38 protein-coding genes are annotated in these 25,561 nt (G+C 34.1%); 37 read left to right on the top strand and 1 reads right to left on the bottom strand.

From position 1 onward, the window contains the following. Positions 1–22 precede the first annotated feature (22 nt). On the bottom strand, positions 23–1,723 hold the full coding sequence (locus QE431_RS19400; protein ID WP_307299520.1) for a hypothetical protein: 1,701 nt from the start codon (positions 1,721–1,723) through the stop codon (positions 23–25). A gap of 182 nt (positions 1,724–1,905) precedes the next feature. On the opposite strand from QE431_RS19400, the gene rpsL reads away from it, so the two are divergent. The 37 genes from rpsL to ctlX all read left to right on the top strand — a co-directional run bounded on the left by rpsL (position 1,906) and on the right by ctlX (position 25,489). Then, positions 1,906–2,289, top strand: a complete 384-nt coding sequence (rpsL, locus tag QE431_RS19395) for a 30S ribosomal protein S12 (RefSeq protein WP_007136570.1) — start codon at positions 1,906–1,908, stop codon at positions 2,287–2,289. 24 nt (positions 2,290–2,313) lie between these two features. Continuing rightward, complete coding sequence (rpsG, locus tag QE431_RS19390; RefSeq protein ID WP_017495022.1) at positions 2,314–2,790, top strand: 30S ribosomal protein S7; 477 nt, start codon at positions 2,314–2,316, stop codon at positions 2,788–2,790. A 10-nt stretch (positions 2,791–2,800) separates the two neighbouring features. Beyond that, complete coding sequence (fusA, locus tag QE431_RS19385; RefSeq protein WP_057114923.1) at positions 2,801–4,957, top strand: elongation factor G; 2,157 nt, start codon at positions 2,801–2,803, stop codon at positions 4,955–4,957. 10 nt (positions 4,958–4,967) lie between these two features. Beyond that, positions 4,968–5,273: a 30S ribosomal protein S10 gene (gene rpsJ / locus QE431_RS19380; protein WP_007803605.1), complete on the top strand. Its 306-nt coding sequence runs from the start codon at positions 4,968–4,970 to the stop codon at positions 5,271–5,273. Positions 5,274–5,677: 404 nt separating this feature from the next. Next, positions 5,678–6,295, top strand: coding sequence for a 50S ribosomal protein L3 (gene rplC, locus QE431_RS19375; RefSeq protein ID WP_057114922.1), 618 nt, complete (start codon positions 5,678–5,680; stop codon positions 6,293–6,295). Continuing rightward, a complete protein-coding gene (rplD, locus tag QE431_RS19370) occupies positions 6,295–6,924 on the top strand; it encodes a 50S ribosomal protein L4 (protein ID WP_057114921.1) in 630 nt (209 codons plus the stop codon). Before rplC ends, rplD begins: the two co-directional genes overlap by 1 nt. A 7-nt stretch (positions 6,925–6,931) precedes the next feature. Continuing rightward, the gene (gene rplW / locus QE431_RS19365; protein WP_012022489.1) at positions 6,932–7,222 is read left to right on the top strand and encodes a 50S ribosomal protein L23; all 291 of its coding nucleotides are present in this window, start codon (positions 6,932–6,934) and stop codon (positions 7,220–7,222) included. Positions 7,223–7,231: 9 nt separating this feature from the next. Next, positions 7,232–8,056, top strand: a complete 825-nt coding sequence (gene rplB, locus QE431_RS19360; protein ID WP_035650459.1) for a 50S ribosomal protein L2 — start codon at positions 7,232–7,234, stop codon at positions 8,054–8,056. Between the two features lie 6 nt (positions 8,057–8,062). Beyond that, positions 8,063–8,341, top strand: a complete 279-nt coding sequence (rpsS, locus tag QE431_RS19355; protein ID WP_007803626.1) for a 30S ribosomal protein S19 — start codon at positions 8,063–8,065, stop codon at positions 8,339–8,341. Positions 8,342–8,347: 6 nt separating this feature from the next. Further along, complete coding sequence (gene rplV, locus QE431_RS19350; RefSeq protein ID WP_007803631.1) at positions 8,348–8,761, top strand: 50S ribosomal protein L22; 414 nt, start codon at positions 8,348–8,350, stop codon at positions 8,759–8,761. Positions 8,762–8,766: 5 nt separating this feature from the next. Continuing rightward, positions 8,767–9,525: a 30S ribosomal protein S3 gene (gene rpsC / locus QE431_RS19345; RefSeq protein ID WP_008464292.1), complete on the top strand. Its 759-nt coding sequence runs from the start codon at positions 8,767–8,769 to the stop codon at positions 9,523–9,525. A gap of 19 nt (positions 9,526–9,544) precedes the next feature. Next, the gene (gene rplP, locus QE431_RS19340; RefSeq protein ID WP_017495016.1) at positions 9,545–9,970 is read left to right on the top strand and encodes a 50S ribosomal protein L16; all 426 of its coding nucleotides are present in this window, start codon (positions 9,545–9,547) and stop codon (positions 9,968–9,970) included. Positions 9,971–9,982: 12 nt separating this feature from the next. Further along, positions 9,983–10,174 carry a 50S ribosomal protein L29 gene (gene rpmC, locus QE431_RS19335; RefSeq protein WP_008464297.1) on the top strand — a complete coding sequence of 64 codons (192 nt, stop codon included), beginning with the start codon at positions 9,983–9,985 and terminating at the stop codon, positions 10,172–10,174. Between the two features lie 17 nt (positions 10,175–10,191). Next, on the top strand, positions 10,192–10,452 hold the full coding sequence (rpsQ, locus tag QE431_RS19330; protein WP_007803646.1) for a 30S ribosomal protein S17: 261 nt from the start codon (positions 10,192–10,194) through the stop codon (positions 10,450–10,452). Between the two features lie 2 nt (positions 10,453–10,454). Further along, the gene (gene rplN, locus QE431_RS19325; protein WP_007803649.1) at positions 10,455–10,823 is read left to right on the top strand and encodes a 50S ribosomal protein L14; all 369 of its coding nucleotides are present in this window, start codon (positions 10,455–10,457) and stop codon (positions 10,821–10,823) included. 12 nt (positions 10,824–10,835) lie between these two features. Further along, positions 10,836–11,150 carry a 50S ribosomal protein L24 gene (gene rplX, locus QE431_RS19320; RefSeq protein ID WP_007803650.1) on the top strand — a complete coding sequence of 105 codons (315 nt, stop codon included), beginning with the start codon at positions 10,836–10,838 and terminating at the stop codon, positions 11,148–11,150. 2 nt (positions 11,151–11,152) lie between these two features. Then, positions 11,153–11,704, top strand: a complete 552-nt coding sequence (rplE, locus tag QE431_RS19315) for a 50S ribosomal protein L5 (protein ID WP_012022484.1) — start codon at positions 11,153–11,155, stop codon at positions 11,702–11,704. A gap of 3 nt (positions 11,705–11,707) precedes the next feature. Then, positions 11,708–11,977 carry a 30S ribosomal protein S14 gene (gene rpsN / locus QE431_RS19310; RefSeq protein ID WP_031456037.1) on the top strand — a complete coding sequence of 90 codons (270 nt, stop codon included), beginning with the start codon at positions 11,708–11,710 and terminating at the stop codon, positions 11,975–11,977. Positions 11,978–12,056: 79 nt separating this feature from the next. Next, a complete protein-coding gene (rpsH, locus tag QE431_RS19305; RefSeq protein WP_008464306.1) occupies positions 12,057–12,455 on the top strand; it encodes a 30S ribosomal protein S8 in 399 nt (132 codons plus the stop codon). Between the two features lie 18 nt (positions 12,456–12,473). Next, positions 12,474–13,016 (top strand): 50S ribosomal protein L6, encoded by a 543-nt coding sequence (gene rplF, locus QE431_RS19300; protein ID WP_057114920.1) that lies wholly within the window; start codon positions 12,474–12,476, stop codon positions 13,014–13,016. Between the two features lie 11 nt (positions 13,017–13,027). After that, positions 13,028–13,378 (top strand): 50S ribosomal protein L18, encoded by a 351-nt coding sequence (gene rplR, locus QE431_RS19295; protein WP_057114919.1) that lies wholly within the window; start codon positions 13,028–13,030, stop codon positions 13,376–13,378. A gap of 3 nt (positions 13,379–13,381) precedes the next feature. Further along, positions 13,382–13,906, top strand: a complete 525-nt coding sequence (rpsE, locus tag QE431_RS19290) for a 30S ribosomal protein S5 (protein WP_085949269.1) — start codon at positions 13,382–13,384, stop codon at positions 13,904–13,906. Positions 13,907–13,918: 12 nt separating this feature from the next. Further along, the gene (rpmD, locus tag QE431_RS19285; RefSeq protein ID WP_008464315.1) at positions 13,919–14,101 is read left to right on the top strand and encodes a 50S ribosomal protein L30; all 183 of its coding nucleotides are present in this window, start codon (positions 13,919–13,921) and stop codon (positions 14,099–14,101) included. 11 nt (positions 14,102–14,112) lie between these two features. Further along, the gene (rplO, locus tag QE431_RS19280; protein WP_307299498.1) at positions 14,113–14,565 is read left to right on the top strand and encodes a 50S ribosomal protein L15; all 453 of its coding nucleotides are present in this window, start codon (positions 14,113–14,115) and stop codon (positions 14,563–14,565) included. Positions 14,566–14,578: 13 nt separating this feature from the next. Further along, the gene (secY, locus tag QE431_RS19275) at positions 14,579–15,925 is read left to right on the top strand and encodes a preprotein translocase subunit SecY (RefSeq protein ID WP_007803669.1); all 1,347 of its coding nucleotides are present in this window, start codon (positions 14,579–14,581) and stop codon (positions 15,923–15,925) included. Positions 15,926–15,932: 7 nt separating this feature from the next. Further along, positions 15,933–16,148, top strand: coding sequence for a translation initiation factor IF-1 (gene infA, locus QE431_RS19270; protein WP_007136545.1), 216 nt, complete (start codon positions 15,933–15,935; stop codon positions 16,146–16,148). Between the two features lie 12 nt (positions 16,149–16,160). Beyond that, entirely contained in the window at positions 16,161–16,277 is a 117-nt protein-coding gene (ykgO, locus tag QE431_RS19265; RefSeq protein WP_002987490.1) for a type B 50S ribosomal protein L36, read from the top strand. Positions 16,278–16,279: 2 nt separating this feature from the next. Then, positions 16,280–16,654: a 30S ribosomal protein S13 gene (gene rpsM / locus QE431_RS19260; RefSeq protein ID WP_008464322.1), complete on the top strand. Its 375-nt coding sequence runs from the start codon at positions 16,280–16,282 to the stop codon at positions 16,652–16,654. An 8-nt stretch (positions 16,655–16,662) separates the two neighbouring features. Further along, positions 16,663–17,046 (top strand): 30S ribosomal protein S11, encoded by a 384-nt coding sequence (gene rpsK / locus QE431_RS19255; RefSeq protein ID WP_026727866.1) that lies wholly within the window; start codon positions 16,663–16,665, stop codon positions 17,044–17,046. Positions 17,047–17,138: 92 nt separating this feature from the next. Then, entirely contained in the window at positions 17,139–17,744 is a 606-nt protein-coding gene (rpsD, locus tag QE431_RS19250) for a 30S ribosomal protein S4 (protein WP_008464326.1), read from the top strand. A gap of 21 nt (positions 17,745–17,765) precedes the next feature. Continuing rightward, positions 17,766–18,758: a DNA-directed RNA polymerase subunit alpha gene (locus QE431_RS19245; RefSeq protein WP_008464329.1), complete on the top strand. Its 993-nt coding sequence runs from the start codon at positions 17,766–17,768 to the stop codon at positions 18,756–18,758. A gap of 62 nt (positions 18,759–18,820) precedes the next feature. Further along, positions 18,821–19,312 (top strand): 50S ribosomal protein L17, encoded by a 492-nt coding sequence (gene rplQ / locus QE431_RS19240; protein WP_057114917.1) that lies wholly within the window; start codon positions 18,821–18,823, stop codon positions 19,310–19,312. A gap of 244 nt (positions 19,313–19,556) precedes the next feature. Beyond that, positions 19,557–20,675, top strand: coding sequence for a glutamine-hydrolyzing carbamoyl-phosphate synthase small subunit (gene carA, locus QE431_RS19235; protein WP_057114916.1), 1,119 nt, complete (start codon positions 19,557–19,559; stop codon positions 20,673–20,675). A gap of 101 nt (positions 20,676–20,776) precedes the next feature. Beyond that, positions 20,777–22,069, top strand: a complete 1,293-nt coding sequence (gene eno / locus QE431_RS19230) for a phosphopyruvate hydratase (RefSeq protein WP_057114915.1) — start codon at positions 20,777–20,779, stop codon at positions 22,067–22,069. Between the two features lie 154 nt (positions 22,070–22,223). Beyond that, the gene (locus tag QE431_RS19225) at positions 22,224–23,501 is read left to right on the top strand and encodes a citrate synthase (protein WP_134142853.1); all 1,278 of its coding nucleotides are present in this window, start codon (positions 22,224–22,226) and stop codon (positions 23,499–23,501) included. 62 nt (positions 23,502–23,563) lie between these two features. Beyond that, positions 23,564–24,478 carry a dimethylarginine dimethylaminohydrolase family protein gene (locus QE431_RS19220; protein WP_307299307.1) on the top strand — a complete coding sequence of 305 codons (915 nt, stop codon included), beginning with the start codon at positions 23,564–23,566 and terminating at the stop codon, positions 24,476–24,478. A gap of 75 nt (positions 24,479–24,553) precedes the next feature. Next, positions 24,554–25,489, top strand: coding sequence for a citrulline utilization hydrolase CtlX (gene ctlX, locus QE431_RS19215; RefSeq protein ID WP_307299304.1), 936 nt, complete (start codon positions 24,554–24,556; stop codon positions 25,487–25,489). The last annotated feature ends 72 nt before the right edge of the window (positions 25,490–25,561 follow it).

Below are 25,561 nucleotides of genomic sequence, written 5' to 3'. Positions count from 1 at the left end.
AAAATATTTTTTTCGTTAAACATCAAAATTTAACATTATAACATATGTTTATGATAGTGTTATATAATTGCAAATCCGAAGTTTTTTCTCCTCCATTTGTAAGGTTTATTTTTAATATACCGCTTGTTGTTTGTATAGTAGTACCAATGCCAATTCCTATTAATTTTTTTAATTGATTTTTATTTGAATTGCTCGTTAAGTCTTGGTATAAGGCATAATCGATGATTGAGTTTATGTAGAAGCTTTGTGATAATAAATATCTATATTCTGTAAGAATCATTGAAGTGTAGTTAGCTTGAAGGCTATTTTCTAAAAAACCGCGAATAGAATTCATTCCTCCAAATCGAAATAATTCATTTGAAATGTAGTTTTGACTCTTTAAGATATAATTTTGTGAATTTATGTTAATGAAATTTTTAGGATTGAGTTCAAAATTGTACTTAAAGTTTATGTTTGCAAAGAGCTGGTTGCTTATGCCTGCTGTTTGAGAATTGTTGTTGGTTGTTCGTTTTCCAAACCCAAGTGCGGTGTTGATAAATGCTTTATTTATGAATATAGGATTTCGAAAGTCTGCCTTTTGAAAGTCAAATGTAACTGTGGTAAACGAGTTGTTAAAATCGCTTATTGTTGAGTTGTTGGTGTTTTGAATATCACTAGATTCTGTAGATTGATATCCAATGTATAATTTTGAATTGTAATTCAAATAATATCCAAGATTGATATCTGTTTTGGTATTTTGAAAAGTGCTGTCTTGTTTGAATATGTTCAGTTGAGCTTTTATGCCTATTGGAGATTTAAATAAATATGGGATTTCGAGTTTGGTGTTAAAGGTTTTTTGTTGATTACCGTCACTCTTCCAATAAAGTGAAAATTTTTCCCCAGCCCGAAGTGTGTTAATTAATGATATGTCTAAATATCCATTTAGAACTAATTTTTTGTTTTCGTCATTTGAAAAGCCGATGTATCCATCGAAAGTATTTGCTTTTCGTTTTTCAATGTATGCGTAGACTTTAGTTGAGTCTTTTGTGAAAAGTACTTCAGGATATTTTGTTTGAGAAATAAATTCAAAGCTGTTGATATCGGCATGGATTTTTTTTATTATTTCTTGGTTGAAAGTTCTGTTGATATATTTCTTGTCTAATTGTTTTAATGCTCCTTTTGGGAAATAATCTTTAGAATTGAGATTTGTGTAATTTAGGATAATTGAATTTAAGGTTCTTTTTTTTTCAGAATCGAAATTTAGGTCAGCATAAATTATGGAATTCTTTTTCTTAATGTTTTCCAGTTTTATCTTTGTAAAAGCAAAACCTGCTTTTTCATTGTTTGAAATTTCTTGATTTAAAAAATTTTCTAGTTCTGAATAAGGGATAAATATGCTGTCTTTTGCTGTTTTTTTTGACTCGGAAAAAAAAGAGTTTATACCTATATATATATGTACTTCTTTTATCTTGTTTTTTAGATCGATTGTAGAGGTAAAAGTGCTGTCATTTATTTTGTTGGTTTCTAGTTTTTTAGAATCGGTATATCCCTGTTTTGTTAGTTCTTTTGAAACCAATTCGATTTCGTTATAAAGAGATTTTAAATTAGAGTGTTTTTTTGCGTATGGAATGGAGTCAATTGTTTGATTTTGTTTCTTATCAATTCCATTTATATTCAAATAAAAAGATTGTGCGAAACAACTTGAAGTAAAAAGAAAAAGAAGTATGTGTGTTAATTGTTTCAAATGCAATTGTTTTGTTGATTAAATGTAAAGCAAATATCTAATGTTTCTTTGTGAAATCATAGATATAAATAATGTTGTTGAAAATTAATGATTTAACGTTTGTATAGTGAAAAATATTTTATACATTTGCAACCCCGTAAAAAGCGGGAATTTAATAAACATAATAATTTTTAGTATTAATTATGCCAACAATTCAACAATTAGTAAGAACAGGAAGAACTCAGATAACTAAGAAGAGTAAATCGGTTGCTTTAGATTCTTGTCCTCAAAGAAGAGGGGTTTGTACGCGTGTTTACACTACTACACCAAAAAAACCAAACTCTGCAATGCGTAAAGTTGCGCGTGTACGTTTGACAAATGGTAATGAGGTGAATGCTTACATTCCTGGAGAAGGACACAATCTACAAGAGCACTCGATAGTATTAGTTAGAGGCGGAAGGGTAAAAGATTTACCAGGTGTTAGATATCATATCGTTCGTGGAGCGCTTGATACGTCAGGTGTTGCGGGAAGAACGCAAAGAAGATCTAAGTACGGTGCTAAACGCCCAAAAGAAGCAAAAAAGTAATTTAAAAACTTTTAAGAAAAAGACATGAGAAAAAGAGCGGCAAAGAAAAGACCACTTTTACCAGATCCAAGGTTTAACGACCAATTAGTAACGCGTTTTGTGAATAACTTAATGTGGGATGGTAAGAAATCTACAGCTTTTAAAGTATTTTATGATGCTATTGATATCATTGAATCTAAAAAGCAAAATGATGAGAAGACTTCATTAGAGATCTGGAAAGATGCTTTAACAAACGTTATGCCTCACGTAGAAGTACGTAGCCGTAGAGTTGGTGGAGCTACATTCCAAATCCCAATGCAAATTCGTCCAGACAGAAAAATTTCTATGGCAATGAAGTGGTTAATACTTTATTCAAGAAGAAGAAATGAAAAATCTATGGCACAACGTTTAGCTTCAGAATGTTTAGCTGCTGCTAAAGAAGAAGGTGCTGCAGTTAAGAAAAGAATGGATACTCACAAAATGGCAGAAGCTAATAAAGCATTCTCTCACTTTAGATTTTAATTCGTAAGAAATGGCTAGAGATTTAAAATATACAAGAAATATCGGGATTGCTGCTCACATTGATGCTGGTAAAACAACAACTACTGAGCGTATTCTTTTTTACACTGGAAAGTCGCATAAAATTGGTGAGGTGCACGATGGTGCTGCAACAATGGACTGGATGGCGCAAGAGCAAGAAAGAGGTATTACAATTACTTCTGCAGCTACAACTTGTACTTGGAATTTTCCAACTGAGCAAGGTAAGGCTCTTCCAGAATCATTGCCTTATCACTTTAATATTATTGATACTCCTGGACACGTTGACTTTACTGTAGAGGTAAACCGTTCTCTACGTGTACTTGATGGATTAGTTTTCTTATTTAGTGCTGTTGATGGTGTTGAGCCTCAATCAGAAACTAACTGGAGACTTGCTGATCAATATAGAGTTCCTCGTATGGGATTCGTAAATAAAATGGACCGTCAAGGTGCTAACTTTTTAGCTGTATGCGGACAGGTTAAAGATATGTTGAAATCGAACGCGGTTGCAATTACTTTGCCTATTGGTGATGAAGCAGATTTTAAAGGTATTGTTGACTTAGTGAAAAATCAAGCTATCGTATGGCATGATGAGACTCAAGGAGCTACTTTTGATATCGTTGACATCCCTGCTGATATGGTTGACGATGTAAAACACTACCGTTCGATCCTTATCGAAGAGATTGCTACTTATGATGAGAATCTTTTGGATAAATACATGGAAGATGAAAACTCTATTACAGAGGAAGAAATCAACAATGCATTAAGAGCTGCTACAATTGATATGGCGATCATTCCAATGCTTGCAGGTTCTTCTTTTAAAAATAAAGGAGTTCAATTTATGTTAGATGCTGTTTGTAAGTATTTACCATCTCCATTAGATAAAGAAGGTATCGAAGGTATTCACCCTGATGATGCTGAATTATTAGAAGAAGATCAAACTAAAATCTTGCGTAAGCCAGATGTAAAAGAGCCGTTTGCTGCTTTAGCGTTTAAAATTGCTACTGACCCATTCGTAGGTCGTTTAGCTTTCTTCCGTGCTTACTCTGGTCGTTTAGATGCTGGTTCTTATGTTTTAAATACTCGTTCAGGTAATAAAGAGAGAATCTCTCGTATTTACCAAATGCACGCTAATAAGCAAAATCCAATCGAATATATTGAGGCTGGAGATATTGGTGCGGCTGTAGGATTTAAAGATATAAAAACTGGAGATACTTTGTGTGATGAAAAGAATCCAATTATTTTGGAATCTATGAAATTCCCAGAGCCAGTAATTGGTATCGCTATTGAGCCTAAAACTAAAGCTGACGTTGATAAAATGGGTATGGCTTTGGCGAAATTAGCTGAAGAGGATCCGACATTTACAGTTAGAACAGATGAAGCTTCAGGTCAAACTATTATTTCTGGTATGGGTGAGCTTCACTTAGATATCTTAGTTGATCGTATGAAACGTGAGTTTAAAGTTGAAGTGAACCAAGGTGAGCCTCAAGTTGAATATAAAGAAGCGTTTACAAGATCTGCTCAACATAGAGAAACTTACAAGAAACAATCTGGAGGTCGTGGTAAATTCGGTGATATCGTATTTAGAATCGAGCCTGCTGATGAAGTTGATGGTAAAGTTCCTGTAGGATTACAGTTTGTTAATGAAGTAAAAGGTGGTAACGTTCCTAAGGAGTATATTCCTGCTGTTGAGAAAGGTTTCCGTGAGGCTATGAAAACAGGTCCATTAGCTGGATATGCTGTTGATAGTTTGAAAGTAACTTTGTTAGATGGATCTTTCCACCCTGTGGATTCTGATGCTCTTTCTTTTGAATTAGCTGCAAGAATGGGTTATAAAGAGTCAGGACGTGCTGCTGGAGCTGTTATTCTTGAGCCAATCATGAAAATTGAAGTTATTACTCCAGAAGAAAATATGGGTGATATCGTTGGTGACTTGAACCGTCGTAGAGGTCAAGTTAATGATATGGGTGATAGAAATGGTGCTAAAACTATTAAAGCTGATGTTCCTTTGTCAGAAATGTTTGGATATGTGACTACATTAAGAACATTATCTTCTGGTAGAGCTACTTCAACAATGGAGTTTTCTCACTATGCAGAAACACCTTCTAATATTTCAGAAGAGGTAATCAAAAAAGCAAAAGGTAACGCTTAATTTTAAGAAAATGAGTCAAAAAATCAGAATAAAACTAAAATCTTACGATCACATGTTGGTAGATAAATCTGCTGAAAAGATTGTAAAAACAGTAAAAACTACTGGAGCAGTTGTAACAGGTCCAATTCCGTTGCCAACTCACAAAAAACTTTTCACTGTATTACGTTCTCCGCACGTTAACAAAAAAGCGAGAGAGCAATTTGAAGTAATGTCATACAAGAGATTGATTGATATTTATTCATCTTCATCTAAAACTATTGATGCTTTAATGAAACTTGAATTGCCAAGTGGGGTTGAAGTAGAGATAAAAGTATAATTTTTTATTATATTTTATATATAAAAAGCGAGGCATTTCTGTCTCGCTTTTTTTGTTTTACTTTTTAGGTTTTGAAATTTGGATGCTTTCTTTTTTGTTGGCTTTTCGATTTATTGCTTTGCGTAATTCTCTTTGTTTTAGGGTGCTGGCGTTGTTTTGTGTTTTTCTTTTATTAATTAATTGTTAAGTGCTGTTTTGATTATTATTAAAATAAAGGCTTGGAATTTTGGGCAAGAAAAAATCTCCTATATGATTCATTTGATGCTTGGATTTTGATTATGAGCGATTTAATTTTTATAACCGTTTGGTATATTCAATTTTATTGTCTACTTTTGCACTCCCTGTTTGGAAATTTCTGTTATTTTCAAATTGAAGGGAATTTTAGTAATTAATAATTAATATTTATGTCTGGGTTAATTGGTAAGAAAATCGGCATGACTAGTATTTTTGACGAAAACGGGAAAAACATTCCTTGTACAGTAATCGAAGCTGGTCCATGTGTTGTTACCCAAGTCAGAACCAAAGGTGTTGACGGGTACGAAGCGTTGCAACTAGGTTTCGATGACAAAAACGAGAAACATTCTACTAAAGCGGCTTTAGGTCACTTTAAAAAAGCTGGAACTGTTGCTAAGAAAAAAGTCGTTGAATTCCAAGATTTCGCAACTGAACAAAAATTAGGAGATCTTATTGATGTTTCTATTTTTGAAGAAGGAGAATTTGTAGATGTACAAGGTGTGTCTAAAGGTAAAGGTTTCCAAGGTGTTGTTAAACGTCACGGTTTTGGTGGTGTTGGACAAGCTACTCACGGTCAACACAACCGTTTAAGAGCGCCAGGTTCTGTAGGAGCTTCTTCTTATCCATCTAGAGTATTCAAAGGAATGCGTATGGCTGGAAGAATGGGAGGAGAAAATGTAAAAGTTCAAAACCTTAGAGTTTTAAAAGTGGTTGCTGAAAAGAACTTACTTGTTATTAAAGGATGTGTTCCTGGACATAAAAACTCTTATGTAATCATTCAGAAGTAATGGAAGTAAAAGTATTAGATTTCAACGGAAAAGATACTGGTAGAAAAGTTCAACTTTCTGATTCAGTATTCGCAATTGAACCAAACAATCACGCTGTATATCTTGATGTTAAGCAATATCTTGCTAATCAAAGACAAGGTACTCACAAGGCTAAGGAAAGAGCTGAAGTAACTGGAAGTACACGTAAAATTAAAAAACAAAAAGGAACTGGTACTGCTCGTGCAGGAAGTGTTAAGAATCCTTTGTTTAAAGGTGGTGGAACAGTTTTCGGACCAAGACCAAGAAGTTATTCATTTAAGTTGAATAAAGGCTTAAAAAGATTGGCTAGAAAATCAGCTTTCTCAATCAAAGCAAAAGAATCAAACATTGTTGTTCTTGAAGACTTTAATTTTGAAGCGCCAAACACTAAAAATTTCATTAACGTTTTGAAAGCTTTAGGGTTAGAAAATAAAAAATCTCTATTTGTGTTGGGTGAGTCAAATAAAAATGTATATTTGTCGTCACGCAATTTAAAGGCTTCAAGTGTCGTAACTAGCTCAGAATTAAGCACTTACGCAATATTAAACGCTAATAATTTAGTGCTTTTGGAAGGTTCTTTAGAGTTAATTGAAGAAAATTTAAGTAAATAATAGGAATATGAGTATCATAATTAGACCTATAGTAACGGAAAAAGTAACCAAAGAAAGTGAAGTTCTAAACCGCTTCGGATTCGTTGTTGACAAAAAAGCAAACAAAGTTCAAATTAAGAAAGCTGTTGAGGCTGCTTATGGAGTAACTATCGTTTCTGTTAACACAATGAATGTGAGACCGGATAGATCTACTAAATACACTAAAAGTGGTTTAATCAGTGGAAAGACAAATGCAATTAAAAAAGCAATTGTTCAAGTACAAGAAGGAGAAACAATTGATTTTTACAACAATATCTAAGATAGAAAAATGTCAGTAAGAAAATTAAAACCTATTACCCCAGGTCAGCGATTTAGAGTTGTGAATGGTTATGACGCCATTACAACTGATAAGCCGGAACGCTCTTTGATAGCGCCGATAAAAAACTCTGGAGGTAGAAATAGTCAAGGAAAGATGACCATGCGTTATACGGGTGGTGGTCACAAGCAGAGATATCGTATTATTGATTTCAAAAGAACTAAAGATGGAATTCCAGCTACAGTGAAATCAATCGAATACGATCCAAATCGTACTGCATTTATCGCTTTATTAGCTTATGCTGATGGAGAGAAAACTTATGTAATTGCTCAAAACGGATTGAAAGTTGGTCAGAAATTAGTTTCTGGTCCAGAATCTCAACCTGAAATTGGTAATACATTACCTTTAAGCAGAATTCCTCTTGGAACTGTTATATCTTGTATTGAGTTACGTCCAGGACAAGGAGCTGTTATTGCTCGTTCAGCTGGAACTTTTGCTCAGTTAATGGCAAGAGACGGGAAATATGCAACAATTAAAATGCCATCTGGAGAAACAAGATTGATCTTGTTAACTTGTTCGGCTACAATTGGAGCTGTTTCTAATTCTGACCACCAATTAGTTGTATCTGGAAAAGCAGGTAGAACAAGATGGTTAGGAAGAAGACCTAGAACTAGACCAGTAGCGATGAACCCAGTTGATCACCCTATGGGAGGTGGTGAAGGACGTTCTTCTGGAGGGCACCCACGTTCAAGAAACGGATTGCCAGCTAAAGGTTACAGAACTCGTTCTAAGAAAAATCCGAGTAACAAGTATATCGTAGAACGTAGAAAGAAATAATAAGATATGGCACGTTCATTAAAAAAAGGACCTTTCGTTCATTATAAATTAGACAAGAAAGTTCAAGAAAACATTGAAAACGGAAACAAAGGAGTGGTAAAGACTTGGTCTAGAGCTTCTATGATTACTCCTGACTTTGTTGGACAAACTATCGCAGTTCATAACGGTCGTCAATTTGTACCAGTTTACGTAACAGAAAACATGGTAGGTCACAAATTAGGAGAGTTTTCACCAACTAGATCTTTTAGAGGTCATGCTGGAGCAAAAAATAAAGGTAAAAAATAAGAAGCAATGGGAGTTCGTAAAAGAGAAACAGCAGATGCGAGAAAAGAGGCTAATAAGTCTATTGCTTTCGCAAAATTGAATAACTGCCCTACTTCACCTAGAAAAATGCGCTTAGTAGCGGACTTGGTAAGAGGTCAGAAGGTAGAAAGAGCACTTAACATTTTAAGATTCAGTTCTAAAGAAGCTTCAAGAAAATTAGAAAAACTATTATTATCTGCAATCAATAACTGGGAGCAAAAAAATAGTGAAGGTAATTTAGAAGAGGCTGGATTATTTGTTAAAGAGATCAGAGTAGATGGTGGAATGATGTTAAAAAGACTTCGTCCAGCTCCACAAGGTCGTGCACACAGAATAAGAAAACGTTCTAATCACGTTACAATCGTGCTTGGAGCTATCAATAACACACAAAGCAATTCTTAAGCAGCATGGGACAAAAGACAAATCCAATTGGAAATAGACTTGGTATCATCAGAGGATGGGACTCAAACTGGTATGGTGGAAATGATTACGGTGATAAACTTGCCGAAGATCACAAAATCAGAAAGTATATCCATGCTCGTTTATCAAAAGCTAGTGTATCAAAAGTAATCATCGAGAGAACTTTGAAACTTGTAACCGTTACTATCACTACTGCTAGACCTGGTATCATTATCGGAAAAGGCGGGCAAGAGGTAGACAAGTTAAAAGAAGAACTTAAGAAAGTTACTGACAAAGAGGTTCAAATTAACATTTTTGAAATTAAAAGACCTGAATTAGATGCTTATCTTGTGGCGACAAGCATCGCTCGTCAAATCGAAAGCCGTATTTCTTACAGACGTGCAATCAAAATGGCTATTGCTGCTTCTATGCGTATGAACGCTGAAGGTATCAAAGTTTTGATTTCTGGACGTTTGAATGGTGCTGAGATGGCGCGTTCAGAAGGTTTCAAAGAAGGTAGAATTCCTCTATCAACTTTCAGAGCTGATATTGATTATGCTTTGGCTGAAGCTCACACTACTTATGGTAGAATGGGTATCAAAGTATGGATCATGAAAGGTGAAGTTTACGGTAAGAGAGAACTTTCTCCGCTTGCTGGAATGGACAAAAAACAATCTGGTACAGGTGGTGGAAAAGGTGGAGATGCTCCTAGAGGCAAATCTAACTTTAACAAAGGCGGAAAACCAGACGCTCGTAAAAGAAAGTAAATTTTTAAACTAAAGAAAAATGTTACAGCCTAAAAGAACAAAATACCGTAAGGTACAAAAAGGTAAAATGAAAGGTAACTCTCAAAGAGGGCATGAACTTTCAAATGGAATGTTTGGTATTAAATCTGTACATGAAGATGGTATGTTCTTAACTTCTCGTCAAATTGAAGCTGCACGTATCGCTGCAACTCGTTACATGAAGAGAGAAGGACAATTATGGATTAAAATATTTCCAGACAAACCTATTACTAAGAAACCTCTTGAAGTACGTATGGGTAAAGGTAAAGGAGCAGTTGAGTATTGGGCTGCTGTTGTTAAACCAGGAAGAATTATGTTTGAAGTTGGAGGAGTTCCGTTATCAGTTGCAAAAGAGGCTTTACGTCTTGCAGCTCAGAAACTTCCAGTAAAAACTAAGTTCGTCGTTGCTAGAGATTTCGAAGCATAATTTATATTTATTATGAAACAATCAGAAATAAAAGATCTTTCTGCAGCGGAGTTGCAAGAAAAACTTAGTCAAACTAAGAAAGTATATGCTGACCTAAAAATGGCTCACGCTATTTCTCCAATTGCTAACCCACTTCAAATTAGAAGCGTTAGAAGAACAGTTGCAAGATTGGCTACAGAGTTAACTAAAAGAGAGTTACAATAATTGTATTCTGCTGAAAGATGGAAGAAAAAAGAAATTTAAGAAAAGAAAGAATAGGTGTTGTTACTTCAAATAAAATGGATAAATCTATTGTTATTGCTGAAGTAAGAAAAGTAAAACACCCATTATACGGTAAGTTCGTGTTGAAAACTAAGAAATATGTTGCACACGACGAAACAAACGACTGTAACATTGGAGATACTGTAAGAATTAGCGAAACGCGTCCTTTAAGTAAAACAAAATGTTGGAGATTAGTTGAAATCTTAGAAAGAGCTAAATAATTATGGTACAACAAGAATCAAGACTAAAAGTAGCAGATAACACGGGAGCAAAAGAAGTTTTAACTATCCGTGTTTTAGGAGGTACCAAAAGAAGGTATGCCTCTGTTGGTGACAAGATTGTAGTATCTATTAAAGATGCAACTCCTAACGGTAACGTTAAAAAAGGAGCTGTTTCAACTGCAGTTGTTGTACGTACCAAAAAAGAAGTGAGAAGAGCTGATGGTTCTTATATCCGTTTCGATGACAATGCATGTGTTCTTTTGAACGCTGCAGGGGAAATGAGAGGAACTCGTGTTTTTGGTCCGGTAGCAAGAGAACTTCGTGAAAAACAATTCATGAAAATTGTATCATTAGCACCAGAAGTGCTTTAATTTCGTTTTAAGATGATAAAGCTAAAAATTAAATCAGGAGATATCGTAAGAGTTATTGCTGGAGACCATAAAGGTGCTGAAGGTAAAGTTCTACGTGTTTACCGTGAGAAAAATAAAGCGATAGTTGAAGGTGTAAACATGGTTTCGAAACATACAAAACCAAGTGCTAAAAACCCTCAAGGTGGTATCGTTAAAAAAGAAGCTTCTATTCAAATTTCTAACATTTCACTAATTGATCCTAAAACTAAGGAAACAACTAGAGTGGGTATTAGAGTAGAAGGAGATAAGAAAGTAAGATTTTCAAAAAAATCTAATCAAGTACTATAGTAATGGCATATACACCTAGACTAAAAGAAGAATATAAGAGTAGAGTAATCTCTGCTCTTAAAGAAGAGTTCGGATATACAAACGTTATGCAAGTTCCAAAACTTGAAAAAATCGTTTTGAGCCGTGGAGTTGGTGCAGCTGTATCTGATAAAAAACTTATTGACTATGCTGTTGATGAGTTAACAAAGATCACTGGACAAAAAGCAGTATCTACAATCTCAAAGAAAGACGTTGCGTCATTCAAATTGAGAAAAGGGATGCCTATTGGAGCAAAAGTTACTTTACGTGGTGAAAGAATGTATGAGTTTTTAGATAGACTTATTACTTCTGCTTTACCACGTGTTAGAGATTTCGGTGGTATTAAAGCTACTGGTTTCGATGGAAGAGGTAACTACAATCTTGGAGTTTTGGAGCAAATCATTTTCCCAGAAATTGATATTGATAAAGTAAACAAAATCTCAGGAATGGATATTACTTTTGTTACTACTGCAAAAACAGATAAGGAAGCAAAGTCATTATTGGCTGAATTAGGATTACCTTTTAAAAAGAATTAAGACATGGCTAAAGAATCAATGAAAGCCCGCGAGGTTAAAAGAGAGAAAACGGTAGCTAAGTACGCTGAAAAAAGAAAAGCTTTATTAGAAGCTGGAGATTATGAAGGCCTGCAAAAATTACCTAAAAATGCTTCACCAGTTCGTTTGCACAATCGTTGTAAATTAACAGGTAGACCAAGAGGTTATATCCGTCAATTCGGTATTTCACGTGTAACTTTCCGTGAAATGGCTAACAATGGATTAATTCCAGGTGTAAAAAAAGCAAGCTGGTAATTTAAAAAAAGTTTATAAATTGATTAAAGGTTCAGGAGGCAGAGTGCTTCCTGAAAACCATAATCGCAATCAAATACATATGTATACAGATCCTATTGCAGATTATTTGACTAGAGTTCGTAATGCTGTGGCTGCAAACCACAAAGTTGTTGAGATTCCAGCATCTAATCTTAAAAAAGAAATAACTAAGATCTTATTTGATCAAGGTTATATCTTAAGTTACAAATTTGAGCAGAACACAGTTCAAGGTTCTATCAAAATTGCTTTAAAGTATGATAAAGATACTAAGGAGCCAGTAATTAAAGATATCCAAAGAATTAGTAAACCTGGTTTACGTAAATATGCAGGTGCTGCCAAATTACCAAGAATCCTTAATGGATTAGGAATTGCAATTGTTTCAACTTCAAAAGGTCTTATGACTGGAAAACAAGCGAAACAATTAAATGTAGGTGGTGAAGTAATTTGTTACGTATACTAATTTTAAAGACTAAATAAGATGTCAAGAATAGGTAAAAGCCCAATTGTAATCACTGCTGGTGTAACTGTAGAAGTTAAAGACGGTATTATTACAGTAAAAGGAAAAAAAGGTCAATTAGTTCAGGAGTTTTCGGACGTAAATGTAACTGTTGAAGGCGATCAAGTTTTAGTAGAAAGATCGTCTGATCATAAAGACCACAGAGCAAAACACGGATTATATAGATCTTTGATCAATAATATGATTATCGGTGTTTCTGAAGGTTTTACAAAAGAACTAGAATTAGTTGGAGTTGGTTATAGAGCTTCAAACCAAGGTCAAAAATTAGATTTAGCTCTTGGATATTCTCACAATATTGTTTTGGAAATTGCTCCAGAAGTATCTTTAGAAACAATATCTGAAAAAGGTAAGAACCCTATCGTAAAATTAACATCATTTGATAAACAACTTTTAGGTCAAGTTGCTGCGAAAATCAGAGGTTTCCGTAAGCCAGAGCCATACAAAGGAAAAGGTGTTAAATTTGTGGGTGAAGTATTAAGAAGAAAAGCAGGTAAATCAGCTTAAAAAATAAGATTATGTCATTAACAAAATCTGATAGAAGACAGAGAATTAAATTCAGAATTAGAAAATCGGTTAGTGGTTCTGCTGCAAGACCTAGACTTTCTGTTTTTAGAAGTAATAAAGAAATTTACGCTCAAATTATTGATGATGTAAATGGAGTTACTATATTAGCTGCATCTTCAAGAGAAAAAGAAATAGGAAAAGGTACTAACGTTGAAATCGCTGCTGCTGTTGGAAAATTAGTTGCAGAGAAAGCGTTAAAAGCTGGGATTGATACAATCACTTTTGATAGAGGTGGTTATTTATATCACGGTCGTATTAAATCATTAGCAGAAGGCGCAAGAGCCGCTGGACTTAAATTCTAATATATTATGTCTAAATACAAAAATGTAGAATTGGTAAAACCTAGTGGTCTTGAACTTAAAGATCGTCTGGTAAGTGTTAATCGTGTTACTAAAGTTACAAAAGGTGGTAGAGCTTTCGGTTTTTCTGCTATTGTAGTTGTAGGTGATGAAAATGGAGTGGTAGGTCATGGATTAGGAAAATCTAAAGATGTTTCTGAAGCAATTGCGAAAGCAGTAGAAGATGCTAAGAAAAATTTAGTTAGAATTCCTTTAAATGGTCAATCTGTTCCTCACGAACAAAAAGGAAAATTTGGTGGTGCACGCGTATTTTTAATCCCAGCATCTCATGGTACTGGAGTTATCGCTGGTGGAGCTGTTCGTTCAGTTCTTGAATCAGTAGGAATTCACGATGTATTGTCGAAATCTCAAGGATCATCAAATCCACACAACGTAGTAAAAGCAACTTTTGATGCTTTATTGCAAATGAGAAGTGCTCATACTGTTGCAAAACAAAGAGGTGTTTCTTTAGAAAAAGTTTTTAAAGGTTAATTCAAGGAAATTATGGCTAAATTATTAGTAAAACAAGTAAGAAGCAAAATCAACTGTCCTCTTTCTCAAAAGAGAGGTTTGGAAGCTTTAGGTCTACGTAAAATTGGACAAGTTGTGGAGCACGAGTCAAATCCTGCTATCCTTGGGATGATAAACAAAGTTAAACACTTAGTTTCTGTTGAAGAAGCTAAATAACAAATACTGTTATGAATTTAAGTAACTTACAACCTGCTGAAGGATCTACACACAATCAAAATAAAAGATTAGGTAGAGGAGAAGGTTCTGGAAAAGGTGGTACCGCTGCAAGAGGACACAAAGGGGCTAAATCTCGTTCTGGTTATTCTAAAAAGATTGGTTTTGAAGGAGGGCAGATGCCACTTCAAAGACGTGTGCCTAAGTTTGGTTTCACAAACATCAATCGTAAAGAATACGAAGGTGTTAATTTAGATACTCTTCAATTATTGGTAGATAAAGGTTCAATTACTGATTCTGTCTCAATGGCAGATTTCGTGGCAAATCGTCTAGCTACTAAAAATGAAATCGTTAAGATTTTAGGTAGAGGAGAGTTGAAAGCAAAATTAAAAGTAACTGCCCACAAATTTACTGCAACTGCAAAAGCGGCTATTGAAGCTGCTGGTGGAGAAGCTGTAACTATATAACTTATCTATTAAGATGAAGAAATTTATTGAATCAATAAGTAATGTTTGGAAAATCGAAGAACTAAAGAATAGAATCTTAATTACGTTAGGATTACTTTTAGTATATCGTTTTGGAGCACACGTTACGCTTCCTGGAATTGACGCAACGCAATTGACTGGTTTAGCGGGACAAACTAAAAATGGTCTAGGATCTATTCTAGACATGTTCACCGGGGGTGCTTTCTCTAAGGCTTCAGTTTTTGCTTTAGGTATCATGCCTTATATTTCTGCGTCTATTGTTGTTCAGTTGATGGGGATTGCGATTCCATATTTACAAAAACTTCAAAATGATGGGGAAAGTGGTAGAAAAAAGATTAATCAAATCACTCGTTGGTTGACAATCGCTATCACATTGGTTCAAGGTCCAACTTATATCTATAATTTATACAGAACATTGCCTAGTAATGCATTTTTGCTAGGCTTTAATTCTCCTGAATTTTTGTTCTCTTCTGTTATAATCTTAGTTACTGGTACAATTTTTGCTATGTGGCTTGGAGAGAAAATTACAGATAAAGGTATTGGAAATGGTATTTCATTGTTAATTATGGTTGGTATTTTAGCTCGTTTACCGCAAGCTTTTATTCAAGAGTTTACAACTCGTGTTACCAATAACAATGGAGGTCCAATGTTATTAGTTATTGAAATTATTGTGTGGCTGTTAGTTATCATTTCTTGTGTATTGCTTACAATGGCAGTACGTAGGATTCCTGTACAGTATGCTCGTCGTACAACTACTGGGGATTACGAACAAGATTTGGCAGGAGGTAATAGACAATGGATTCCTCTTAAGCTTAATGCTTCTGGGGTTATGCCAATTATTTTTGCTCAGGCAATTATGTTTATTCCTGCAGCTGTAGCTGGATTGTCTAAATCAGATACATCACAATCTATTGTTGGTGCATTTAGTAATATGTTTGGTTTTTGGTATAATTTTGTTTTTGCAACTTTAATTATTGTATTTACATTCTTTTATACTGCAATCACTGTACCTACTAACAAAATGGCTGATGATTTAAAGAGAAGCGGTGGTTTTATCCCGGGCGTTCGTCCAGGAGCTGAAACTTCTGATTTCCTTGATAAAGTGATGTCTTTAATAACTTTCCCAGGATCTTTATTCCTTGCTTTGATTGCTGTGTTCCCAGCTATTGTTGTAAGTATTATGGATGTACAACAATCTTGGGCGATGTTTTTTGGGGGTACCTCATTAATAATTATGGTTGGTGTTGCAATAGATACTATTCAACAGATTAATTCATACTTGTTAAACAAACATTATGATGGTTTAATGAAGACTGGTAAAAATAGAAAAGCGGTAGCTTAATATATTTATGGCAAAACAATCAGCAATAGAACAAGACGGATCAATTATTGAAGCATTATCAAATGCGATGTTCCGTGTAGAGTTAGAAAATGGACATATCGTAATTGCTCATATTTCTGGAAAAATGCGTATGCATTACATCAAATTATTACCTGGTGATAAAGTGAAACTAGAAATGAGTCCTTATGATTTGTCAAAAGCAAGAATTACTTATCGATATTAAAGGATATTCACTATGAAAGTTAGAGCATCAGTAAAAAAGAGAAGTGCCGAGTGCATTATCGTGCGTAGAAAAGGGAGACTGTACGTAATAAACAAAAAGAATCCTAGATTTAAACAAAGACAAGGATAATTATGGCAAGAATAGCAGGGGTAGATATCCCAAAAAACAAAAGAGGTGTTATTGCACTTACCTACATCTTCGGATTAGGGAAAAGTAGAGCTATTGAGATTTTGGAAAAAGCTCAAGTAAGCCAAGATAAAAAAGTTCAAGATTGGAATGATGATGAGATCGGAGCAATTCGTGAAGCTGTTTCATTTTACAAAATCGAAGGAGAATTACGTTCTGAAATTTCATTAAACATTAAACGTTTAATGGATATTGGATGTTACAGAGGTATTCGTCATAGATCTGGTCTTCCATTAAGAGGGCAAAGAACTAAAAACAACTCAAGAACAAGAAAAGGTAAAAGAAAAACTGTTGCTAACAAGAAAAAAGCAACTAAATAATAAGTAATATGGCTAAAGCAACTGCAAAAAAACGTAAAGTTATCGTTGAATCAACGGGTGAGGCTCATATTTCTGCCACTTTTAATAACATTATTATTTCTTTGACTAATAAGAAAGGTGAAGTTATCTCTTGGTCTTCAGCTGGTAAAATGGGTTTCAGAGGTTCTAAAAAGAACACTCCTTATGCAGCTCAAATGGCAGCAGAAGATTGCGCTAAAGTAGCACTTGAGGCAGGACTTAAAAAAGTGAAAGTTTATGTAAAAGGACCAGGTAACGGACGTGAGTCTGCTATCCGTTCTATTCATAACGGTGGAATTGAAGTTACAGAGATTATCGATGTTACTCCAATGCCTCACAACGGATGTCGTCCTCCAAAAAGACGTAGAGTTTAATTTTTTATTTTTATAGTATAAACAAGGTAGAACATAAATTATCGAAGGATTAGACCTGAATTCATAATTTCTACCTTAAAATTTTTTTTAAAATGGCAAGATATACTGGTCCTAAAACCAAAATCGCTCGTAAATTTGGCGAGGCAATCTTCGGAGATGATAAATCTTTCGAAAAAAGAAATTACCCACCTGGACAACACGGGATGGCTAAAAAAAGAGGAAAAAAATCTGAGTATGCTGTTCAGTTAATGGAAAAGCAAAAAGCTAAATATTCTTATGGAATTTTAGAAAAACAATTCAGAAATTTATTCGAAAAAGCATCAGCGACTAAAGGAGTAACTGGTGAAGTTTTATTACAATTATGCGAAGCAAGATTAGATAATGTTGTTTTTAGAATGGGAATTGCTCCATCTAGAAGAGGTGCGCGTCAAATCGTTTCTCACAGACACATTACTGTAAATGGAGAGGTTGTTAATATTCCTTCTTACCACCTTAAGCCTGGTGATAAAGTTGCAGTTCGTGAAAAATCTAAATCTTTAGAAGCTATCGAACGTTCTTTATCAAATTCAAGTCATGTTTATGAATGGATTACTTGGAACAATGATCTTAAAGAAGGAACTTTTGTTTCTGTACCTGCGAGACTTCAAATTCCAGAAAACATTAAAGAACAATTAATCGTAGAGTTGTACAACAAATAATAATTGACTTAGTCGAAATTTATGGCAATATTTAATTTTCAAAAGCCCGATAAAGTTATCATGATCGATTCAACCGATTTTGAAGGTAAATTCGAATTTAGACCTTTAGAACCTGGTTACGGATTGACAGTTGGTAATGCACTTAGAAGAGTTTTGCTTTCAGCATTAGAAGGTTATGCAATTACATCTGTTCGTATCGAAGGTGTAGATCATGAGTTTTCTACTATTTCAGGTGTTGTTGAAGATGTTACCGAAATTATCCTTAATCTGAAACAAGTACGTTTCAAACGTCAAATTGAAGATATCGATAATGAATCAGTTACTATTTCTGTTTCTGGTAAAGATCAATTAACAGCAGGTGATTTTCAAAAATTTATCTCAGGTTTTCAAGTTTTGAATCCAGACCTTGTTATCTGTAATTTAGATTCTAAAATCAAATTGAACTTCGATTTAACAATCGAAAAAGGTAGAGGATACGTTCCTGCTGAGGAGAACAAAAAACAAAATGCTGCAATTGGAACGATTTTTACAGATTCTATTTTTACTCCGGTAAAAAATGTAAAATATGCAATCGAAAATTTCCGTGTAGAGCAAAAAACAGATTACGAAAAATTGGTTTTTGAAATTAAAACTGATGGATCTATTAATCCAAAAGATGCTCTTACTGAAGCTGCTAAAGTTTTAATTCACCATTTCATGTTGTTTTCTGATGAAAGAATTACACTTGAGGCTGACGAAATTGCACAAACAGAATCGTATGATGAAGAGTCATTGCATATGAGACAATTGCTTAAAACTAAGCTTGTTGATATGGATTTATCTGTGAGAGCATTAAATTGCTTGAAAGCGGCTGAAGTTGATACACTTGGTGATTTAGTATCGTTCAATAAAAATGACCTAATGAAATTCCGTAATTTTGGTAAAAAATCTTTAACTGAACTTGATGAACTTGTTGCAGTGAAGAATTTAACTTTCGGAATGGATTTAGCTAAATACAAATTAGATAAAGAATAATTTACTTCATATTTTGCTCTCCATAGTGGATTGTAGCAAGATGAAGATAAAAAAAACACGTCATGAGACACGGAAAAAAATTCAACCACTTAAGCAGACAGACTGGACATAGAAAAGCTATGTTGGCTAATATGGCTTGTTCTCTTATTGAGCACAAACGTATTAACACTACTGTTGCTAAAGCTAAAGCGCTTAAACAATTCGTTGAGCCTTTAATCACAAAATCAAAAGAAGATACGACTCACAATCGTCGTATTGTTTTTGCATACCTACGTAGCAAATATGCTGTAACTGACTTGTTCAGAGATGTGGCTGCTAAAGTTGGAGACCGTCCAGGTGGATACACTCGTATCATTAAAGTTGGAAATCGTTTGGGAGATAATGCTGATATGGCAATGATCGAACTTGTTGACTTCAATGAACTTTACAACGGAGGTAAAAAAGAAGTTAAAAAAGCAAAAAGCCGTCGTGGTGGTAAAGCTAAAAAAGCAGAAGCTGCTACTCCAGAAGCTCCTGCTGCTGAATCAGAAACGACTACTGAAGCTTCTGAATAATTATGAAAGTAATCATTCTATAATATTAAAGGATAAACTAATTTTTAGTTTATCCTTTTTTTTTGATTTTTTGAAACCTCAAAAGTGTAACATATTTAAAATAATAGGTTTTATTTTTATGAGTGAAAGTTTTAAAAAATCTTGGAAGGGCTTCTTTAAAGAAGTAAATTTGCAAAATTTCTAATTACATTTAAAACCATGATTTTGGTTTTATAACTTGATAAAAAACAATACAAATTAAATAATGAAATACACAACACGAAAAAGCGCCATTTTATTACTTAGTGATGGAACAATTTTTCACGGAAAATCTATCGGAATTAGCGGTAAAACTTTTGGTGAAGTTTGTTTTAATACTGGAATGACGGGATATCAGGAAATTTTTACTGATCCTTCTTATTTCGGACAAATAATGGTTACGACTAATCCGCATATTGGTAATTACGGAATCAATGATTTAGAAGTAGAGTCAGAGAGCGTTAAAATTGCTGGTTTAGTTTGTAAAAACTTTAGCTTTAACTATTCTAGAGAAGGTGCTTCTGGAAGCTTAGAAGATTACTTTACAAAACAAAATCTTATTTGTATTTCTGATGTTGATACCAGAGCTCTTGTTAGTTATATTCGTGATAATGGAGCTATGAATGCAGTTATCTGTACAGATGGAACTTCTGTTGAAGACTTGAAGAAAGAATTAGCAAATGTTCCTGATATGGAAGGGCTGGAATTGGCTTCTAAAGTGTCTACAAAAGAACCTTACTTTGTAGGAGATGAAAATGCTACATATAAAATTTCAGCACTTGATCTTGGAATTAAAAAGAATATTCTAAGAAATCTTGCGAAAAGAGATTGTTATATTAAAGTTTTCCCATACGACTCAACATACGAAGATTTAACAGAGTTTAATCCTGATGGTTATTTCTTATCAAACGGACCTGGTGATCCAGATCCGCTTTTTGGTGCGATCGAGGTAGCAAAAAGAATTATTGCTGATGATAAACCTTTATTTGGTATTTGTTTAGGGCATCAGGTAATTGCACTTGCTAATGGAGTGAAAACTTATAAAATGTTTGGTGGACACAGAGGTATAAATCATCCAGTAAAAAATCTTATTACAGGGAAAGGTGAAATTACTTCTCAAAATCATGGTTTTGCTGTAAAAAGAGAAGCTTTAGAAGGTCACCCTGAATTAGAGCTTACTCATATACACTTAAATGATGATACAGTTGCAGGAATGAGAATGAAGAATAAGAATTGTTTCTCAGTACAATACCATCCAGAAGCTAGTCCAGGACCACATGATTCTTCATACTTGTTTGATCAATTTGTAGAGAATATTAAACTTGCTGGGTCTAAAACGATGTAGTTAATAAATAAAGGTGTTTAATAACTAAAATGCGTTTATAGTATTAAATATTTTTATAATTTCGGAAAAAAAATATAATTTATTAATAAAAAACAAAAATAATGAGTATTATAATTAAAGTTCACGCAAGACAAATTCTTGATTCTAGAGGGAATCCTACTATTGAAGTTGATGTAGTAACTGAAAATGGAGTTTTAGGTAGAGCTGCTGTTCCATCTGGAGCATCAACTGGAGAGCACGAAGCTGTTGAATTACGTGATGGAGGTAAAGCTTATCTAGGTAAAGGTGTTTTGAACGCAGTGAATAATGTAAATACTGTTATTGCTGAAGAATTAGTTGGAACTTCTGTTTTCGAACAAAACACAATCGATCAATTAATGATTGATTTGGACGGAACTCCAAACAAATCTAAATTAGGAGCTAATGCAATTTTAGGAGTTTCTTTAGCTGCTGCAAAAGCTGCTGCTAACGAGCTAGGTCTGCCATTATACAGATATGTAGGTGGTGTTTCTGCTAATACATTGCCAGTTCCAATGATGAACATCATTAATGGTGGTTCTCACTCTGATGCTCCTATTGCATTTCAAGAGTTTATGATTTTCCCAGTAAAAGCAACTTCTTTTACACATGCTATGCAAATGGGAACTGAAATTTTCCATAGTTTGAAAAAAGTATTACATGATAGAGGTTTAAGTACAGCTGTTGGTGATGAAGGAGGTTTTGCTCCAAACTTAGCTGGTGGTACTGAAGATGCTTTAGATACTATCAAACTTGCTGTTGAAAAAGCTGGATATACTTTCGGTGACGAAATTATGATTGCTCTTGACTGTGCTGCTTCAGAATTTTATGTAAACGGTAAATACGATTACACTAAATTTGAAGGAGAAACTGGAAAAATCAGAACTTCTGAAGAGCAAGCTGATTATTTAGCTGACCTTGCTTCTAAATATCCAATTATTTCTATCGAAGATGGTATGTATGAAGATGACTGGGATGGATGGAAATATTTAACTGAAAAAATTGGAAACAAAGTACAATTAGTAGGTGACGATTTATTTGTTACAAATGTTGCTCGTTTATCAACTGGTATTGAAAAAGGAATTGCTAATTCGATCCTTGTAAAAGTTAACCAAATTGGTACTTTAACAGAAACAATTGCAGCTGTAAACATGGCGAAAAATGCTGGTTACACATCTGTAATGTCTCACCGTTCTGGAGAAACTGAAGATAATACAATTGCAGATTTAGCTGTGGCTTTAAACTGTGGTCAAATTAAAACTGGTTCAGCGTCTCGTTCAGACCGTATGGCGAAATACAACCAATTATTGAGAATCGAAGAAGAATTAGGAAGTACTGCATATTTTCCTGGTTTAAATGCTTTTAAAATCAAATAATTATAAAAGTTATATATTGAAAAGAAACCATCTGTTTTTGCAGATGGTTTTTTTTTGGACTTTTAACAAATTCATAGCAGTATTCTTTTTTTAATTAGTCTTAAATTCATTAGATTTGGTAAATTATTATTTAAAGAATTATTTCCAAGATATTATGTCAAAAATAGCTACATTAGAAATAGATGGTAAAAAGATTGAACTTCCGGTAATCACAGGAAGTGAAAACGAATCAGCTATCGATATTAACAAATTACGTGATTTAACTGGTTTTATTACAATTGACCCAGGTTATAAAAATTCTGGATCTTGTAAAAGCGAAATCACTTTCCTAGATGGAGAATTAGGAATTTTACGTTACAGAGGATATTCAATCGAAGATTTGGCAGAGAAAGCTAGCTTTTTAGAAGTGTCTTATCTTTTGATTTTTGGAGAATTACCAACAGCTCAAGAATTAGAGCAGTTTGAAAATGGTATTAAAAAACATACTTTGGTAAACGAAGAGATGAAAAATATCATAGATGGTTTTCCAAAAACAGCTCACCCAATGGGCGTTTTATCTGCTTTAACAAGTGCTTTAACAGCATTTAATCCTAAAGCTGTAAATGTTGATAACGAAAAAGAAATGTATGAAGCCATTTGTAAAACAATGGGTAAATTTCTTGTAATTGCTACATGGACATACAGAAAATCTATGGGATATCCATTAAATTATTACGATAACACAACTGGTTATGTTGATAATTTTATGCAGTTAATGTTTAAATTACCTACAGGACCTTACTCAGCAAATCCTGTAGTTGTGGATGCTTTAGATAAATTATTTATTCTTCATGCAGATCACGAACAAAACTGTTCTACATCTACAGTAAGAATGGTAGGTTCTTCTCACGCTGGATTATTTGCTTCAATTTCTGCTGGGGTTTCTGCACTTTGGGGACCTCTTCACGGTGGAGCAAATCAGGCAGTTCTTGAAATGTTGGAAGAAATCAACAAAGACGGAGGTGATACTGATAAATTTTTGGCGAAAGCAAAAGACAAAAATGACCCATTCCGTTTAATGGGATTCGGTCACAGAGTTTACAAAAACTTTGATCCAAGAGCAAAAATCATCAAAAAAGCAGCTAAAGAAGTATTAGAAACTTTGGGTGTTGAAGATCCGATTTTGGAAATTGCTAAAAAATTAGAAGCAGCAGCTCTTGAAGATGATTACTTCAAATCAAGAAACTTATATCCAAATGTTGATTTTTACTCTGGAATTATCTACAGAGCTTTAGGGATTCCAACTGACATGTTTACTGTTATGTTTGCAATTGGAAGATTACCAGGTTGGATCGCTCAATGGAAAGAAATGCGTGAAAACAAGGAGCCAATTGGAAGACCTAGACAAATTTACACAGGACACCCTTTAAGAGACTTTAAGTCGAATAAATAAAAAACTAAAGCTTCACTTAACTGTGAAGCTTTTTTTATCTTTGTCCAAAATATAATAAAGTTATGTTGCAATTAAATGTAAAGAACGAAACGTCAAGACTGCGTGCCGTAGTTTTGGGTTCTGCCGTTCATAATGGGCCGACTCCTTCATTAGAAGAAGCCTATGATCCTAAATCATTGGAACATATTAAAGCAGGAACATATCCTATCGAAAAAGATATGACTGCTGAAATGGATGCTTTTAATGCTGTGTTTCAAAAGTATGATGTAACTGTTTACCGCCCCGAATTGATAGAAAATTACAATCAGATTTTTGCAAGAGATATTGGATTTGTAATTGATGATGTTTTTATAAAATCGAATATTTTACCAGACCGCGAGCGTGAACTGGATGCAATTCAATATGTAATTGATCAAATAGATCCTTTAAAAGTCGTGCGTCCGCCGGAAGAAGTTCATATAGAAGGCGGAGATGTCATGCTATGGAATGATCATATTTTTATAGGTACTTATAAAGGAAGCGATTATAAAGATTATATAACTGCAAGAACAAATATGCATGGCGTCAATTTTATAAAAGAATTATTTCCGAATAAAATTGTAAAAGAATTTGATCTGGTTAAATCGAAATTGGAAGCCCGCGACAATGCATTACACTTAGACTGTTGTTTTCAGCCGGTTGGAAAAGACAAAGGAATAATCTATAAAAGAGGTTTTCGTGAAGAAGCGGATTATCTGTATTTGGTAAATTTATTCGGGAAAGAAAATTTATTTCATATCGAGAGAGAAGAAATGTACAATATGTTTTCAAATGTATTTTCGATTGATAAAGATGTCGTGGTTTCTGAGAAAAATTTTACCCGATTAAATAACTGGCTTCGTTCAAACGGATTTACTGTGGAAGAAATTCCGTATGCTGAAATTGCAAAGCAGGAGGGTTTATTGAGATGTTCAACCCTTCCATTAATTAGAGACTAGAAAAATAAGTTTCAAGTTTCAGGTTTCACGATTAAAACTTGAAACCTGAAACCTGAAACAAAAAAGATAAATAAAATGAGACAAACAACAAATGCAATCGTAATGATTCGTCCAGTTGCTTTTAGAATGAATGAGCAGACGGCTGTAAATAATTATTACCAAAAAGTATTAGACGGATTATTGCCAAGTACAGTAAATGCTAAAGCCCAGCAGGAATTTGATGCTTTTGTTGAGAAACTGAGAGCTGTTGGTGTTGATGTAACAGTTATTGAAGATACTTTAGAAACAGATACCCCGGATAGTATTTTTCCAAACAACTGGGTTTCGTTTCATGAAAATGGCGATGTAGCCCTTTATCCAATGTTTGCTGAGAACCGCCGCCAGGAACGCCGCGAAGATATTTTAGATACTCTAGAAGAAAAAGGATTCGAGATCACCAATATAATGGATTATACTTCTGCAGAAGAAGATGGTATTTTCTTAGAAGGAACAGGAAGTTTATTATTAGATAGAGCAAATGGAAAAGCTTACTGTGCTTTATCTCCGAGAGCAGATGAAGAGTTATTTATAGAATTCTGTGAAGATTTTGATTATGCCCCTGTAATTTTTGAAGCTTTTCAGACTGTTGACGGCGAGCGTAAACTTATTTATCATACAAATGTAATGATGTGTCTGGGCGAGACTTTTGCTGTTATCTGCGCAGATTGTATTGATGATAAAAAAGAACGTAAAATGGTTCTGGATAATCTTAAACAGGATCAAAAAGAAATTATTCTAATAACCGAGGCTCAGGTAAATAATTTTGCTGGAAACATGTTAGAAGTCAGAGGAAAAGATGATAAGCGGTATATTGTTATGAGTGCATCGGCGCATCAAAGTTTGACTCCTAAGCAGATTTCCCAGTTGGAGAATCATGCTGAAATTTTAAGTTCAAGTTTAGATACAATCGAGGCTTGCGGCGGCGGAAGTGCCAGATGTATGATGGCTGAAGTTTTCTTGCCTAGAAGTTAGAAACATAAAGGATTAAAAAAGGGATAAAATCAAAAATATGATTTTATCCCTTTTTTATTTCAATTATATTTT

Source organism: Flavobacterium sp. SORGH_AS_0622 (genome assembly GCF_030818825.1).
Lineage (GTDB): Bacteria > Bacteroidota > Bacteroidia > Flavobacteriales > Flavobacteriaceae > Flavobacterium.
Note: the sequence above shows the minus strand (reverse complement) of the source record. Positions and strands in the feature narration are given on the sequence as shown.

What these genes read in the sequence shown, in the direction of transcription:
- rpsL (WP_007136570.1), top strand. Translation starts at nt 1,906, where the DNA reads ATGCCAACAATTCAACAATTAGTAAGAACAGGAAGAACTCAGATAACT.
- rpsG (WP_017495022.1), top strand. Translation starts at nt 2,314, where the DNA reads ATGAGAAAAAGAGCGGCAAAGAAAAGACCACTTTTACCAGATCCAAGG.
- fusA (WP_057114923.1), top strand. Translation starts at nt 2,801, where the DNA reads ATGGCTAGAGATTTAAAATATACAAGAAATATCGGGATTGCTGCTCAC.
- rpsJ (WP_007803605.1), top strand. Translation starts at nt 4,968, where the DNA reads ATGAGTCAAAAAATCAGAATAAAACTAAAATCTTACGATCACATGTTG.
- rplC (WP_057114922.1), top strand. Translation starts at nt 5,678, where the DNA reads ATGTCTGGGTTAATTGGTAAGAAAATCGGCATGACTAGTATTTTTGAC.
- rplD (WP_057114921.1), top strand. Translation starts at nt 6,295, where the DNA reads ATGGAAGTAAAAGTATTAGATTTCAACGGAAAAGATACTGGTAGAAAA.
- rplW (WP_012022489.1), top strand. Translation starts at nt 6,932, where the DNA reads ATGAGTATCATAATTAGACCTATAGTAACGGAAAAAGTAACCAAAGAA.
- rplB (WP_035650459.1), top strand. Translation starts at nt 7,232, where the DNA reads ATGTCAGTAAGAAAATTAAAACCTATTACCCCAGGTCAGCGATTTAGA.
- rpsS (WP_007803626.1), top strand. Translation starts at nt 8,063, where the DNA reads ATGGCACGTTCATTAAAAAAAGGACCTTTCGTTCATTATAAATTAGAC.
- rplV (WP_007803631.1), top strand. Translation starts at nt 8,348, where the DNA reads ATGGGAGTTCGTAAAAGAGAAACAGCAGATGCGAGAAAAGAGGCTAAT.
- rpsC (WP_008464292.1), top strand. Translation starts at nt 8,767, where the DNA reads ATGGGACAAAAGACAAATCCAATTGGAAATAGACTTGGTATCATCAGA.
- rplP (WP_017495016.1), top strand. Translation starts at nt 9,545, where the DNA reads ATGTTACAGCCTAAAAGAACAAAATACCGTAAGGTACAAAAAGGTAAA.
- rpmC (WP_008464297.1), top strand. Translation starts at nt 9,983, where the DNA reads ATGAAACAATCAGAAATAAAAGATCTTTCTGCAGCGGAGTTGCAAGAA.
- rpsQ (WP_007803646.1), top strand. Translation starts at nt 10,192, where the DNA reads ATGGAAGAAAAAAGAAATTTAAGAAAAGAAAGAATAGGTGTTGTTACT.
- rplN (WP_007803649.1), top strand. Translation starts at nt 10,455, where the DNA reads ATGGTACAACAAGAATCAAGACTAAAAGTAGCAGATAACACGGGAGCA.
- rplX (WP_007803650.1), top strand. Translation starts at nt 10,836, where the DNA reads ATGATAAAGCTAAAAATTAAATCAGGAGATATCGTAAGAGTTATTGCT.
- rplE (WP_012022484.1), top strand. Translation starts at nt 11,153, where the DNA reads ATGGCATATACACCTAGACTAAAAGAAGAATATAAGAGTAGAGTAATC.
- rpsN (WP_031456037.1), top strand. Translation starts at nt 11,708, where the DNA reads ATGGCTAAAGAATCAATGAAAGCCCGCGAGGTTAAAAGAGAGAAAACG.
- rpsH (WP_008464306.1), top strand. Translation starts at nt 12,057, where the DNA reads ATGTATACAGATCCTATTGCAGATTATTTGACTAGAGTTCGTAATGCT.
- rplF (WP_057114920.1), top strand. Translation starts at nt 12,474, where the DNA reads ATGTCAAGAATAGGTAAAAGCCCAATTGTAATCACTGCTGGTGTAACT.
- rplR (WP_057114919.1), top strand. Translation starts at nt 13,028, where the DNA reads ATGTCATTAACAAAATCTGATAGAAGACAGAGAATTAAATTCAGAATT.
- rpmD (WP_008464315.1), top strand. Translation starts at nt 13,919, where the DNA reads ATGGCTAAATTATTAGTAAAACAAGTAAGAAGCAAAATCAACTGTCCT.
- rplO (WP_307299498.1), top strand. Translation starts at nt 14,113, where the DNA reads ATGAATTTAAGTAACTTACAACCTGCTGAAGGATCTACACACAATCAA.
- secY (WP_007803669.1), top strand. Translation starts at nt 14,579, where the DNA reads ATGAAGAAATTTATTGAATCAATAAGTAATGTTTGGAAAATCGAAGAA.
- infA (WP_007136545.1), top strand. Translation starts at nt 15,933, where the DNA reads ATGGCAAAACAATCAGCAATAGAACAAGACGGATCAATTATTGAAGCA.
- ykgO (WP_002987490.1), top strand. Translation starts at nt 16,161, where the DNA reads ATGAAAGTTAGAGCATCAGTAAAAAAGAGAAGTGCCGAGTGCATTATC.
- rpsM (WP_008464322.1), top strand. Translation starts at nt 16,280, where the DNA reads ATGGCAAGAATAGCAGGGGTAGATATCCCAAAAAACAAAAGAGGTGTT.
- rpsK (WP_026727866.1), top strand. Translation starts at nt 16,663, where the DNA reads ATGGCTAAAGCAACTGCAAAAAAACGTAAAGTTATCGTTGAATCAACG.
- rpsD (WP_008464326.1), top strand. Translation starts at nt 17,139, where the DNA reads ATGGCAAGATATACTGGTCCTAAAACCAAAATCGCTCGTAAATTTGGC.
- QE431_RS19245 (WP_008464329.1), top strand. Translation starts at nt 17,766, where the DNA reads ATGGCAATATTTAATTTTCAAAAGCCCGATAAAGTTATCATGATCGAT.
- rplQ (WP_057114917.1), top strand. Translation starts at nt 18,821, where the DNA reads ATGAGACACGGAAAAAAATTCAACCACTTAAGCAGACAGACTGGACAT.
- carA (WP_057114916.1), top strand. Translation starts at nt 19,557, where the DNA reads ATGAAATACACAACACGAAAAAGCGCCATTTTATTACTTAGTGATGGA.
- eno (WP_057114915.1), top strand. Translation starts at nt 20,777, where the DNA reads ATGAGTATTATAATTAAAGTTCACGCAAGACAAATTCTTGATTCTAGA.
- QE431_RS19225 (WP_134142853.1), top strand. Translation starts at nt 22,224, where the DNA reads ATGTCAAAAATAGCTACATTAGAAATAGATGGTAAAAAGATTGAACTT.
- QE431_RS19220 (WP_307299307.1), top strand. Translation starts at nt 23,564, where the DNA reads ATGTTGCAATTAAATGTAAAGAACGAAACGTCAAGACTGCGTGCCGTA.
- ctlX (WP_307299304.1), top strand. Translation starts at nt 24,554, where the DNA reads ATGAGACAAACAACAAATGCAATCGTAATGATTCGTCCAGTTGCTTTT.